Below are 11,012 nucleotides of genomic sequence, written 5' to 3'. Positions count from 1 at the left end.
AGAAGGCGGTGGACCTGCAGATGAACGAAGGCAAGACCTGCATCCTTGAGATCATGTGCACCCGCGAGCTGGGCGATCCGTTCCGCCGCGATGCCCTGAAGAAGCCGGTGCGGCTGCTGGAGAAGTATCAGGACTACGTCTGAGTCCAGTGTGTCGCAGTGTGTTGCCCTCGACCGTGTCGGGGGCTTTTTTTGACTGCCGCGCCGCGCGGCAGAGACGGGAGGCCACATCATGAAAGCCTTGAATCAGATCCTCGAGCGCGCCCGCCGCTCGCCCCGGCGCATCGTGCTCTGCGAAGGCGAGGACGAGCGGGTGTTGCGCGCCGCCGTCAAGGCCGCCGAGGACGGCATCGCCCACGTCATCCTGGTGGGCCATTGGGCCGCCATGGCCGAGGTGGCGCGGACCGAAGGGCTCGGCCTGTCGGGCGTCGAGCTGATCGACCCGGCCGATTCGCCGCTGGCCGCCCCCCTGGCCGAGGCGCTGTTCGCGCTGCGCGAGAAGAAGGGCATGACCCGGGAACAGGCCGCGGCGGCGGTGCGTGAGCCACTGTGCTTCGCCAACATGCTGGTCCGCGAGGGGCATGCCGACGGCTCCGTGGCCGGCGCCGTGCACACCACCGCCGACGTGGTGCGAAGCGCCATCCAGCTGCTCGGCTTGGCGCCGGGCAGCCAGCTGGTCTCGAGCTTCTTCTTGATGATGCTGTGCCAGCCCTTCCACAGCCTCAAGGGCGGGATGATCTTCTCCGACTGCGGCTTGGTCATCGACCCTGATGCAGACCAACTGGGCCAGATCGCCATGGCCGCGGCGGACAGCGCTGAGGCCCTGCTGGGCGAGGAGGCCAGGTTGGCGATGCTGTCGTTCTCCACCAGTGGCAGCGCCCGGCACGGCAACGTGGATAAGGTGGTCCAGGCGGCCCGCGGCGTGAAGGCCGCCCGGCCGGGGCTCGCCATCGACGAGGACGTCCAGCTCGATGCGGCCATCGTGGCCGAGATCGCCCAGCGCAAGCTGCCGGACTCGAAGGTCAAGGGCAACGCCAACGTGCTGATCTTCCCCGACCTAGAGGCCGGCAACATCGGCTACAAGCTGGCCGAGCGGATCGGCGGCGCCGAGGCCATCGGCCCGCTGCTGCAGGGCCTGGCCAGGCCGGCCAACGACCTGTCCCGGGGCTGCAGCGCCGACGACATCTATCACGTCATCGCCGTGACCACCGTCCAGGCCCAGGCCGCCGAGGCCCGGGTCACGGCCGGCTGATCGCCCATGGGGATCGAGATTCCACTGGCCTTCCTGGCTATCGCCGCCCTGGCCGGCTACTTCCAGACGGTGACCGGCTTCGGGCTGGGCATGATCGTGATGGGCGCCACCAGCGGGCTGGCCATCGCGCCGGTGGCTTCGGTGGCGGCGGTGGTCAGCTTGATGACCCTGGCCAACAGTGCCGTGGCCCTGCCGGGCAAGCTGGGTCACCTCGACTGGCGGGTGACCCTGGCCACGATCGCCGGCATTCTGCCGGCGATCGTGCTCGGCGTGGTGCTGCTCGATGTGCTGAGCGGCAGCGCCGCCAGCCTGGTGCGCATCGCCCTGGGCCTGGTAGTGCTCTACGGCGGGGTGAGCCTGGTGCTGCGCCCCCGCCAGCGAGAGACACTCTCCTCGCCGGCCAGCTTCTTCGTCAGCGGAGCTCTGTCGGGACTATGCGGCGGGTTGTTCGGCATCGCCGGGCCGCCAGTGATATACCAGTGCTATCGCCAGCCGATGCCGCTGGTGGCGATCCGCAACATGCTTATCCTGCTGTTCGCGGCCACCTCGGGCATGCGCACCCTGTTCGTGGCCCTGCGCGGGCAACTGGATCTCGAGATCCTCACCCTCACCGCCTGGGCCATTCCCGTGGTGGCCCTTGCCACCTACGCGGGCCGCCGCTGGCCGCCGCAGCTCTCCGCCCTGGCCATGCGCCGCCTGGCCTTCGTCACCCTGATGCTGATCGGGGGCGGGCTGATCCTCTCCGAGCTGAGCTAAGCGGAGCGGAGTCACTGCCCCCTTGGCCCTGTAGCCCCCATGGTCAGGACCGGAGGGGGCTCAGTCGTTGCGGATCGCCGGCCCGTCGAGCCGCCGACGCGAGCATTGCTCCCAGGCCTTCAACCCTGTCTCGAGATAAGGCAGGAACCGCTGGCAGTGCCGAGAAGGGGGGTGGAAGCGCGAGGTGATCAGGGCGATCTCCAGGTCGATGGCCGGCTCGAAGGGCACCACCCTCACGCGGCAGTCGCGCCGGCGAAGAAAGCTGTCGGCCGATACCGGGTCGACCAGGGCATGGCCCAGGCCCGCATTGACCAGGCTGATGGCCGACGGAAACAGGTGAGTCTCGATCACTGCCCGGTACCGCGCGCCTGACGCGCGAAAGGCATCCCTCAGCTTCAGGGTGCTCTGATGATGCTCGTCCAGGGTGATCATCGGCTGGTCGTCCAGGTCCCTCGGGGTGATCACGTTGCGCCTGGCAAGCGGGCTCTCGGGCGGCAAGGCGACGTGCATGCGCAGCCGGTAGGGGGTGACCTCCAGTTCGTGCAGGTCGTCCTGGGTCTCGATGACCCCCAGGTCGAACTGGCCTTCGGCCACCCAGTCGTGGATCTTCGTCGAGCTGAAGGTCTGCAGGGAGAGCTGGCTGTCGGGATGGTCTCTGAGATAGTCCGCCATGATCTTGGGCATGGCGGCGGGGGAGAGCCCGGGCATGCAGCCGAGGGTCAGCTTGCCGGCCTGGCCCTGACGGAGGCCCTCCGAGAGCTCGCCGAGGTGCTTGACCGACGTCAGCACCTTGTCCACCCCCTCGGCCAGATGCTGGGCCTCCGCGGTCAGTTCGGTGCCGTAGTGGTTGCGCCGGAAGAGCAGGAAGCCCACTTCCTCCTCGAGGTTCGCGATGGCGGTGCTGACCGCCGGTTGGCTGAGTTCCAGTCGGCGTGCCGCCTTGGAGAGGCTGCCAGTCCGCACAACCTCCTGGAAGATCTGCAGCTGCCGCAGGTTGTGGCGTATCTTCATGGGATAGGGTCTAAATTCTAGTTATGAATTCATAGTCTGGCTTCAGTTGTCTTTATAGCATGGAGCGAAGAAGCTGACCGCACCTACAACAGAAACAAAGGTGTCCCCCATGAACTCGATCGACCTCCTGGGTCTTCTAGTGTACTTCGCGATACTGATCGTGATCGGCTATCGCAGTGCCAAGAAGGTCTCCGACAGCGCGGACTTCGCCGTGGCCGGCAACAGGATCATCTGGCCGGTGCTCTTCGCCACCCTGGCGGCCTCCTTCCTCGGTGGCGGTGCTTCCATGGGCCGTGCCGGCAAGTCCTTCGATGACGGCTACGCCTTCATGTTCGCGGCCTCGGCCTTTCCCATTGCTACCGTGCTGGCCGGGCTCTACATTGCGCCGCGCCTGAAGCGCTACACGAGCGCCCAGACGGTGGGCGACATCATGGCGCATCATTTCGGCAGCAGTGCCCGGCTGTTCACCGGTATCTTCTCGCTGGTGTTCTGCATCGGCATCCTCGGTGCCCAGGCGCTGGCCGTGGGTACCGTCTTCCATGCCATCCTCGGCATCGAGGTCTCCACGGGCATCATCATCGGCATGGCGGTGGTGCTGCTGTATTCCACCGTCGGCGGCATGTGGGCGGTGATCCAGACCGACGTGGTGCAGTTCCTGATGCTGGCGGTGTTCCTGCCTCTGACCATGCTGATCGGCATCCATGACCTGGGAGGCCCCGCCGCCCTGGTGGAACGCCTGCCCGAGGCTCATTTCAGCCTGATGGGCGACTATTCCATCGGGATGTTCGTGAGCCTCTTCATTGCCTTCCTGCTCGGCGAGACCCTGGTGCCGCCCTATACCCAGCGGGCCCTGTCGGCGCCGGACTCACGCCATGCCCGCATCGGCTACACGGTGGCCGGCGGCTTCGGCTTCCTGTTCTACTTCGTCAGCGCCACCATCGGCCTGATCGCCCTGGTGCTCTACCCGAACATCACCCCCGACCAGGCCATGCCGACGCTGATCCGCGATGCCCTGCCGATCGGCATCACCGGCCTGGTGCTGGCCTCCCTGCTGGCGGTGGTGATGTCCACGGCGGATTCCTACCTCAACTCGGCGGCGGTGATCTTCGTCGGTGACATCTACAAGCCCTTCATCGAGCCGGACGTCAGCGAGACGAAGCGGCTATGGATCGAGCGCGTGGTCAACCTGCTGATCGGCCTCGGGGCGGTGATCTTCGCCCTCTACGCCACCTCCATCGTCGATGCGCTGCTGATGAGCTACGCCCTCTGGGCGCCGACCATCCTGCTGCCGTTCGTCTTCGCCGTGCTCTTCGACCTGCGTTGCTCGCGCTCGGCGATCGCCGCCATGCTGGCCGGGGCCTTGGTGACCATCCTCTGGAAGTGGGGGCCCTTCGATCTGCAGGCCGCCACAGGGCTCACCGCGCTGATTGCCGGGGTGATGGCCAATATCGCGGTGTTCACCCTCGTCTACCGTCGCTTCCGTGCTGTGCCGGAAGTCGGTGCCACCTCCCACGTGCAGTGAAGGAGATGACCATGACTGCCTACGCCTTAGCCCTCTATGCCGTCAGCGCGATCAGCGTGATCACCGCCGTCGGTGTGGGAATCGCCTCCTGGCGTTTCTATCGCGATAACTGAGTGTTGTGCCAGGCCCTGCGCGAGGGCCTGGCAATGTCGATTCACGCCGTGTTGTGCCACCCCGAGCCGCCGGCCATCCCCCTTCGTCCATCGGTCCAGTCATCGTGGGAACCGACCCGCGCCATGGCTGGAGTTCCCGATTAGGGTCCCGACCCGTTCACAAGGATCAACGGACATGAATCAGAGCATCCTTCCCGGAGGTCAGCGCTACTATGACACGCCACTGGGCGTGCTTTGCCTGGAGTCATGGTTCGCCAAGCCGCGCGGCCATCTGCGCAACCCACGCAGCTTCGATTACCCGGTGGTCTACGAGGTCTTGGAAGGCGTCGATATTCCGGGGCTGCTACATCATCCCGGCGATCAGCTGCTGGAGTTGCTGATCGACCGAGCTCGCTTCCTCGAGCGGGGTGGTATCAAGGTCATTGCCGGAAGCTGCGGCTTCATGGCGCGCTATCAGCGACAGGTCGCCGAGGCCGTCTCTGTCCCCGTGGTGCTGTCTAGCCTGACCTTGTTGTCCTGGCTCGAGGTCGTGCACGGCCCAGCGGCCAGCCTGGGCGTCCTGACCGCGGACGCCGACGCTCTCGGGGAGGCTCATCTCCGAGGGGCTGGGCGAGCGTCGGGGACAGACGGTCTCAGCATCGAGGGGCTTCAACAGGCGCCCGAGTTTCGTGAGGTCATCCTGGCAGGGCGACGCCATGACCTGGACATGGAGCTTATCGCCGAGGAGGTGGCGGCGGCCACGCGCCGCTTGATGGGCCGAGGCCCCCTCGATGCCATCGTGCTCGAATGCACGGATCTGTCCGCCTTCGCGGACGTGGTCAGGGATGTCTCGGGTCTGCCGGTGTATGACATCGTTCAGGCGATCGATCTGGTGGTCGCGGGCCAAGATCGCTCATCAGTTCACGAGGCGTGCGCGAGATGACTTCCATCGCCGTGATCGGCGCCGGCGTCGTCGGCCTCGCCGTGTGCCATGCCCTGCGGCAGCGGGGTTTCGCCGTACGACTCTACGATCCCGAACCGCCGGGGGAAGGCGCCTCCTTCGGCAACGCTGGCCTGATCGCCAATTACGCCACGGCACCCATGGCCAACCTGGCGACCCTCAGGCAACTGCCGGCCATGCTGGCCCGTCCCGATCGCTCGATTGCCATCGATCCCGGCTATACGCCGGCCCTGGCCGATTTCGGCTGGCGTTTCCTGCGCGCCGCCACGCCGGCAAGCTTCTCCCGCCACAAGGGCGACCTGGTGCGCCTGATCCGCGAGGCGATCACGGCCCAGCACACGTTGCTCGACGCACTCGGCGGCGAGGCCCTGTACCGTGCCAATGGCTGTCTGCAGGTCGTGCGTGACGGCCGGGGGCAGCGAGCGGCGCTGGAGGCCATGGCCGCAACCAAGCGGGCCGACGGTGTCGCCTGCGAGGCGCTGGGTCCCGAGGAGGTGATGGGCCTGGAGCCCGAGCTGAGCGCCCGCGGGCTCGATGGCGCCCTGTATTTCCCCGAGACCCGCTCGTTGCGGGACCCGCTGAGTCTCAGCCGAAGCCTGTACCAGGGCCTGCAGGGCGAGGGCTTCACCCATGTGGCAGAGCGTATCCAGTCGCTGGCGCCGCTCGGGAAGGGAGGCTGGCGTCTGCACACGGGGGAGTCGCGCGCGGAGGTCGAGCGGGTGGTGCTGTGTGCCGGCATGGCGAATAACGTCCTGCTCGGCGATCTCGGGGTTCGCCTGCCCGTGGTCAGCGAGCGGGGCTATCACGTCCTGCTCAAGACCCCGTTGGCCCTCGACCGGCCGGTCGGCTGGCTGACCCACCATTTCTATGCCACGCCCATGCAGGAAGGCGTGCGCCTGGCCGGCACCACGGAATTCAGCCCGCCGGGCAAGCCGCCGAATGCCCGGTGCTGGTCGCGACTCGCCGACTGGGGGGGGGCGCTGTTCGGTCGTCCGCTCGAGGTGGAGCGGAAATGGCTGGGCGTGCGCCACTCCACCCCGGACGGCTTGCCGGTGATCGGTGAGGTAGCGGGACATCCGGGGCTGATCCTGGCCTATGGCCACGGCCACCTCGGCCTGACCCTCTCGGCCGAGACGGCGCGCCTGGTGGCCAGCCTGGTCGAGGGCGAATCGCTGCCCGATCATGCGCGCGCCCTGTCGCCGCAGCGGTTCCTGAAGTCTCGATGAGCAGCCCCGGGCCTGCCGGGTGTCACCCGGCAGGCCAGGCGGGGACCCGGTTCAGCGGCTGGCGTCGCTCAGCCGCCAGGCGTCGGCCTCGATGGGCAGGAAGGCGGCGATCGCCGCGGTGGCGATGACGTGGGTGGTGGCCTGTTCGGGATCGTGGACGTTCAGCCCGCCGTGCACCACGCGGACCTCGGCGCGGCCGCGGGGCAGCTCGGCGGTCACCACCTCGGCGTCGACCCGTTCGGGTTGCTGCACGCCGATTGTCACCTGGACCCGCATCTGGCGGTGATCGATGCCCAGCGACTTGAACAGCACGATGGACGAGTGGTGCAGGGCGTCCTGCACGGCGCGGCAGGCCGCCTTGGTGTAGTCCTCGCCGTAGAGGTCGTTGCCGGTGCCCATCTCCAGGATGATGCGTCGTTCAGTCATGTGCAGGTTCCATGTCGAAGGAGACGATGACGGCGGCATTGGCGATCACGGTGATGCCCCCGCCGCCGGGCTTGTCCACGTCGAGCCCGCCCTGGACCACCGTGATGCGCGGCTGGCCGTAGGGGAAGATGTCCCCCAGGGCCTCGGCATCCACGGCCTCGGGCCGCTGCACGCCGATCTCCACGTCGATCAGCATGGCGTCCTTGGGAAAGCCGAAGGCGTCGGCCACGTTGAGGGAGTTGTGCCACAGGGCATCGCGGATCGCCCGGGCCGCGGCCTGGGTGTAGTCGCGGCTGCGGATCGAGCTGCCCAGCCCGAACTGGTGCACCATGCGGGTCTTGGCCATCGGGATCTCTGTTGTCAGTCGTCGCCGTGATCGCGGATCACGAAGTGCTTGGTGGTGGTCTCCAGCACCTCCCAGTAGCCGCGGAAGCCGTCGGGAATCAGGAAGGCGTCGCCGGTGCGGTAGGTCCGGATCCCGCCATCCTCGTCGATCAGCCGCACGTGGCCCGAGAGGAGGTAGCAGAACTCGTCGCGATCGGTGAAGGCGTGCCACTTCCCGGGGGTGCTGGTCCAGGTGCCGGCGAGCATCCGGCCGTCTGGGCTCTCGAACAGCAGCGTGGATTCGTGGTGCGGGTCGCCCTCGACTACGCGGTCCGGCAGGGCGGCCAGGCGTCGGCGGGCGGTGTTGCCGGGGTCCTTGCCGAAGTCGATGGTCTTGACGGTCATATCGGTGACTCCTCAGTGAAAGCACCGATCAGCGCCGGTGACGGCCGCCGATCAGCTCGACGATCTCGTCGAACAGGTGGGTGTCCAGGGCCTGGGACATGTCGGTGGCGAGGCAGCGGCGATAGAAGGGACTGAGGTCCAGGCCCACGCCCAGGCCCAACACCTCCACCTGGCCCTCCCGGGTGCGCCGGGCGACCACCTCCTTGAGGTGGTTGTCCAGGTAGTAGGCGTCGTTGGCCAGATTGGTGGCGCTGTCCGCCGGGCAGCCGTCGGAGATCACGATCAGAAGCCGCCGGCGCTCGGGGCGGGCCAGCAGCCGCTCGCAGGCCCAGTCCACCGCCTCGCCGTCGATCCCCTCGCGGAACAGGTCAGGCTTGAGCAGGGCGGCGATGTCGGTGCGGGCGCGCCGCCAGCTGCGATCGGCATCCTTGAAGACCATGTGGCAGACTTCGTTAAGGCGCCCCGGCCCGCGGGGGCGCCCGCGGCTCATCCACTCCTGGTAGGCGCGCCCGCCGTTCCAGGCGCCGGTGGTGAAGCCGAGCAGCTCGGTGCTGCTCCCGATCATCTCCAGGGCGCGGATCAGGCTCTCGGCCATCATCGCCACTGGCATGATGTGGTGCTTCATGGAACCCGAGCAGTCGATCAGCAGGCTGACGGCGCAGTCGGTGCCCAGCTTGACCTGCTCGCGGTAGAACAGCCGTCGCTCGGTGGGAGAGCTGACCAGCTGGGCGAGGCGACGACCGTCGATGCAGCCTTCCTCCTCGCCGTAGGCCCAGCCGTCGGGGCGCGGCTCCCAGAGCACGCTGCCCAGCCGGCGGGCCAGGCGGGGCAGGTTGATGCCCTGCTCGGCGACCGCCTGATCCAGCCGCTCGCGGTTCTCGCGCAGCAGGGCCCGGCGTACCAGCTTGCCGGCGGCGACCTCGCGGTCGAAGCGGGTGGTATAGACCCGGTAGGCCTGGGCGGCGTCCTCGAACACCTTGCTGCGGCCGGTGGCCGCGGTGGCGATGGCGGTGTCGTCGCCGTCGCCTTCCTCGAAGTCAAGCAGCAGGGCGAAGGCGCCGGTGGCTCCCTCTTCCGGATCCCCGGCCTCGTCGTCGTCCCCGGCCTGAGCCTGCTCGGTGCGCACCCGCTCGCCGACGAGCCGGGCAATTGCCAGGGCATGCTCGGCGTAGGCTGCCTGGTCGTGGCGATGCCGGCGCAAGCCGTGAAGGGCCGTGCCCATCTCGCCCACCAGGGAGGCGCGGATGCCCTCGATGGTGTCCTCGGTCTCCTCCAGCACCGGTCGGGCCTGCAGCCGCGACCAGCACATCTGGGCCACGGTGTAGAGCAGCATGCCGATGCTGCCCTCGGTCAGTCCGGAACGATAGAAGTCGCGGGACCAGTGCTCGAAGCGCCGCAGGAGGTTGTCGGCCATGCCCGGCATGTCGTCGGGGGCGCGGGTCTCCGCGCGAAGCTGCTCGAGCAGCTCGAAGACCAGCCGTTCGATGGCGTCTTCGGGGCACAGGCGGCGATGGAGGGCCGTGTCGGAATGCAGCAGGCGCAGGGCCATGCCGTCGGCGACGGCTCGGCAGTCGGCGAAGTCGTCCTGCGCGGGGTCGATGCGCAGATGGGCCGCATGGGTCGGCAGACGCGACTCGCCGCGGTAGAGGCGTCGCCCGCGATAGTGCAGGTCGGCCTGGCCGGTCATCGCACGCAGGCTGGCCGCGCACAACTCCTCGATCCGCTGCTGGCGGCGCGCCTGCTGCTGGGCGCTTTCGGTCATGACGGCGTTGCCTCTCGCATCCAGGACTCGTCGAGTTCCTCGCCGAAGCAGCGCTGGTAGTACTCGGCGACGATGGGACGCTCGGCCTCGTCGCACTTGTTGAGGAAGGACAGGCGGAAGGCCAGGGCGGGGTTGCGGAAGATCTCGCAGTTCTCCGCCCAGGTGATCACGGTGCGCGGCGACATCAGCGTAGACAGGTCGCCGGCGGCGAAGCCCTGGCGCGTCAGGTTGGCGACCGCCACCATGGAGGCGATCAAGCTCCGGCCCTTCTCGGTGTCCTTGCTGGGCACCCGGCCGAGCACGATGGCTACTTCCTCGTCCCGGGGCAGGTAGTCGAGCTTGGCGACGATGTTCCAGCGGTCGATCTGGGCATGATTGAGCACCTGGGTGCCCTGGTACAGGCCGCTGAGGTTGCCCAGCCCCACGGTGTTGGCGGTGGCGAACAGCCGGAAGTGGGGGTGGGGGTGGATGACCCGGTTCTGGTCGAGCAGCGTGAAGTGGCCGTCCCGCTCGAGGATGCGCTGGATCACGAACATCACGTCCGGGCGGCCGGCATCGTACTCGTCGAAGATCAGCGCCACCGGCCGCTGCAGCGACCAGGGCACGATGCCCTCCTGGAACTCGGTGACTTGCATCCCGTCGCGCACCACGATGGCGTCCTTGCCCACCAGGTCCAGACGGCTGATATGACCGTCCAGGTTGACCCTCAGGCAGGGCCAGTTGAGGCGTGCGGCAACCTGCTCGATATGGGTCGACTTGCCGGTGCCGTGCAGCCCCTGAACCATCACTCGGCGGTTGCGAGTGAAGCCGGCCAGGATCGCCAGGGTCACGTCGGGGTTGAAGCGATAAGCCTCGTCGATCTCGGGCACGTACTCATCGCGCTCGCTGAAGACGGGCACCTGCAGGTCGCTGTCGATGCCGAACAGCTCGCGTGCCGAGCTTAGCGTGTCGGGCTGGGCGTTCATCGGGTCGATCATCTTCGTCTCCTCGGCCCGTCAGGGGACCTGTCGCATGGGATGCCGCGTCTCGTGCTCCGCGAGCATAGTAAGTCTCATAAAAAGAATCAAATTGTACCGTTTTATGAGATTTTTGTTGACTGGGTGAAGGCTGGCGTCTAGTTTTGCCGTAAGTTCCGTTTATCGGAATGAGTGGTTCCATAAAAACATCATAAATATCTTCAACCGGCTCGGAGGACTCCCATGAGCACCGACAACACCGCAGATACCCGCCAGGTCGTGCAGGGCAAGCAGACGATGACGCCCTCGGAGGCCTTCGT

At 67.3% G+C, this 11,012-nt stretch carries 11 protein-coding genes; 5 read left to right on the top strand and 6 right to left on the bottom strand.

Annotated features, from left to right (window positions below; all coding sequences use genetic code 11):
• Nucleotides 1-231 precede the first annotated feature (231 nt).
• Both pta and ACGTN6_RS20220 read left to right on the top strand, forming a co-directional pair.
• Nucleotides 232-1,251: a phosphate acetyltransferase gene (gene pta, locus ACGTN6_RS20225; RefSeq protein ID WP_394594822.1), complete on the top strand. Its 1,020-nt coding sequence runs from the start codon at nucleotides 232-234 to the stop codon at nucleotides 1,249-1,251.
• A 6-nt stretch (nucleotides 1,252-1,257) separates the two neighbouring features.
• Nucleotides 1,258-2,007: a TSUP family transporter gene (locus ACGTN6_RS20220; RefSeq protein ID WP_394594820.1), complete on the top strand. Its 750-nt coding sequence runs from the start codon at nucleotides 1,258-1,260 to the stop codon at nucleotides 2,005-2,007.
• A gap of 60 nt (nucleotides 2,008-2,067) precedes the next feature.
• On the opposite strand, the gene ACGTN6_RS20215 is transcribed toward ACGTN6_RS20220, so the two are convergent.
• Nucleotides 2,068-3,018, bottom strand: a complete 951-nt coding sequence (locus tag ACGTN6_RS20215; protein ID WP_394594819.1) for a LysR family transcriptional regulator — start codon at nucleotides 3,016-3,018, stop codon at nucleotides 2,068-2,070.
• A 109-nt stretch (nucleotides 3,019-3,127) separates the two neighbouring features.
• On the opposite strand from ACGTN6_RS20215, the gene ACGTN6_RS20210 reads away from it, so the two are divergent.
• The 3 genes from ACGTN6_RS20210 to ACGTN6_RS20200 all read left to right on the top strand — a co-directional run bounded on the left by ACGTN6_RS20210 (nucleotide 3,128) and on the right by ACGTN6_RS20200 (nucleotide 6,819).
• Nucleotides 3,128-4,540, top strand: a complete 1,413-nt coding sequence (locus ACGTN6_RS20210; RefSeq protein ID WP_394594817.1) for a sodium:solute symporter family protein — start codon at nucleotides 3,128-3,130, stop codon at nucleotides 4,538-4,540.
• Between the two features lie 288 nt (nucleotides 4,541-4,828).
• Nucleotides 4,829-5,575, top strand: a complete 747-nt coding sequence (locus ACGTN6_RS20205) for an aspartate/glutamate racemase family protein (RefSeq protein ID WP_394594816.1) — start codon at nucleotides 4,829-4,831, stop codon at nucleotides 5,573-5,575.
• The gene (locus ACGTN6_RS20200; RefSeq protein ID WP_394594814.1) at nucleotides 5,572-6,819 is read left to right on the top strand and encodes an NAD(P)/FAD-dependent oxidoreductase; all 1,248 of its coding nucleotides are present in this window, start codon (nucleotides 5,572-5,574) and stop codon (nucleotides 6,817-6,819) included. Before ACGTN6_RS20205 ends, ACGTN6_RS20200 begins: the two co-directional genes overlap by 4 nt.
• A 51-nt stretch (nucleotides 6,820-6,870) precedes the next feature.
• On the opposite strand, the gene ACGTN6_RS20195 is transcribed toward ACGTN6_RS20200, so the two are convergent.
• The 5 genes from ACGTN6_RS20195 to ACGTN6_RS20175 are packed head-to-tail and all read right to left on the bottom strand — an operon-like array spanning nucleotide 6,871 to nucleotide 10,713.
• Nucleotides 6,871-7,245, bottom strand: coding sequence for a Lin0512 family protein (locus ACGTN6_RS20195; protein WP_394594812.1), 375 nt, complete (start codon nucleotides 7,243-7,245; stop codon nucleotides 6,871-6,873).
• Complete coding sequence (locus tag ACGTN6_RS20190) at nucleotides 7,238-7,591, bottom strand: Lin0512 family protein (protein WP_394594810.1); 354 nt, start codon at nucleotides 7,589-7,591, stop codon at nucleotides 7,238-7,240. Before ACGTN6_RS20190 ends, ACGTN6_RS20195 begins: the two co-directional genes overlap by 8 nt.
• A gap of 14 nt (nucleotides 7,592-7,605) precedes the next feature.
• Complete coding sequence (locus tag ACGTN6_RS20185; RefSeq protein WP_394594808.1) at nucleotides 7,606-7,974, bottom strand: cupin domain-containing protein; 369 nt, start codon at nucleotides 7,972-7,974, stop codon at nucleotides 7,606-7,608.
• Nucleotides 7,975-8,002: 28 nt separating this feature from the next.
• Nucleotides 8,003-9,736 carry a cobaltochelatase CobT-related protein gene (locus tag ACGTN6_RS20180; protein WP_394594806.1) on the bottom strand — a complete coding sequence of 578 codons (1,734 nt, stop codon included), beginning with the start codon at nucleotides 9,734-9,736 and terminating at the stop codon, nucleotides 8,003-8,005.
• Nucleotides 9,733-10,713 carry an AAA family ATPase gene (locus ACGTN6_RS20175; protein WP_394594804.1) on the bottom strand — a complete coding sequence of 327 codons (981 nt, stop codon included), beginning with the start codon at nucleotides 10,711-10,713 and terminating at the stop codon, nucleotides 9,733-9,735. Before ACGTN6_RS20175 ends, ACGTN6_RS20180 begins: the two co-directional genes overlap by 4 nt.
• Between the last annotated feature and the right edge of the window lie 299 nt (nucleotides 10,714-11,012).

This window comes from Halomonas sp. B23F22_20 (assembly GCF_043496985.1).
Classification (GTDB): Bacteria; Pseudomonadota; Gammaproteobacteria; order Pseudomonadales; family Halomonadaceae; genus Halomonas.
This window is presented reverse-complemented; position numbering and strand designations above follow the sequence as displayed.

What these genes read in the sequence shown, in the direction of transcription:
- pta (WP_394594822.1), top strand. Translation starts at nt 232, where the DNA reads ATGAAAGCCTTGAATCAGATCCTCGAGCGCGCCCGCCGCTCGCCCCGG.
- ACGTN6_RS20220 (WP_394594820.1), top strand. Translation starts at nt 1,258, where the DNA reads ATGGGGATCGAGATTCCACTGGCCTTCCTGGCTATCGCCGCCCTGGCC.
- ACGTN6_RS20215 (WP_394594819.1), bottom strand. Translation starts at nt 3,018, where the DNA reads ATGAAGATACGCCACAACCTGCGGCAGCTGCAGATCTTCCAGGAGGTT.
- ACGTN6_RS20210 (WP_394594817.1), top strand. Translation starts at nt 3,128, where the DNA reads ATGAACTCGATCGACCTCCTGGGTCTTCTAGTGTACTTCGCGATACTG.
- ACGTN6_RS20205 (WP_394594816.1), top strand. Translation starts at nt 4,829, where the DNA reads ATGAATCAGAGCATCCTTCCCGGAGGTCAGCGCTACTATGACACGCCA.
- ACGTN6_RS20200 (WP_394594814.1), top strand. Translation starts at nt 5,572, where the DNA reads ATGACTTCCATCGCCGTGATCGGCGCCGGCGTCGTCGGCCTCGCCGTG.
- ACGTN6_RS20195 (WP_394594812.1), bottom strand. Translation starts at nt 7,245, where the DNA reads ATGACTGAACGACGCATCATCCTGGAGATGGGCACCGGCAACGACCTC.
- ACGTN6_RS20190 (WP_394594810.1), bottom strand. Translation starts at nt 7,591, where the DNA reads ATGGCCAAGACCCGCATGGTGCACCAGTTCGGGCTGGGCAGCTCGATC.
- ACGTN6_RS20185 (WP_394594808.1), bottom strand. Translation starts at nt 7,974, where the DNA reads ATGACCGTCAAGACCATCGACTTCGGCAAGGACCCCGGCAACACCGCC.
- ACGTN6_RS20180 (WP_394594806.1), bottom strand. Translation starts at nt 9,736, where the DNA reads ATGACCGAAAGCGCCCAGCAGCAGGCGCGCCGCCAGCAGCGGATCGAG.
- ACGTN6_RS20175 (WP_394594804.1), bottom strand. Translation starts at nt 10,713, where the DNA reads ATGATCGACCCGATGAACGCCCAGCCCGACACGCTAAGCTCGGCACGC.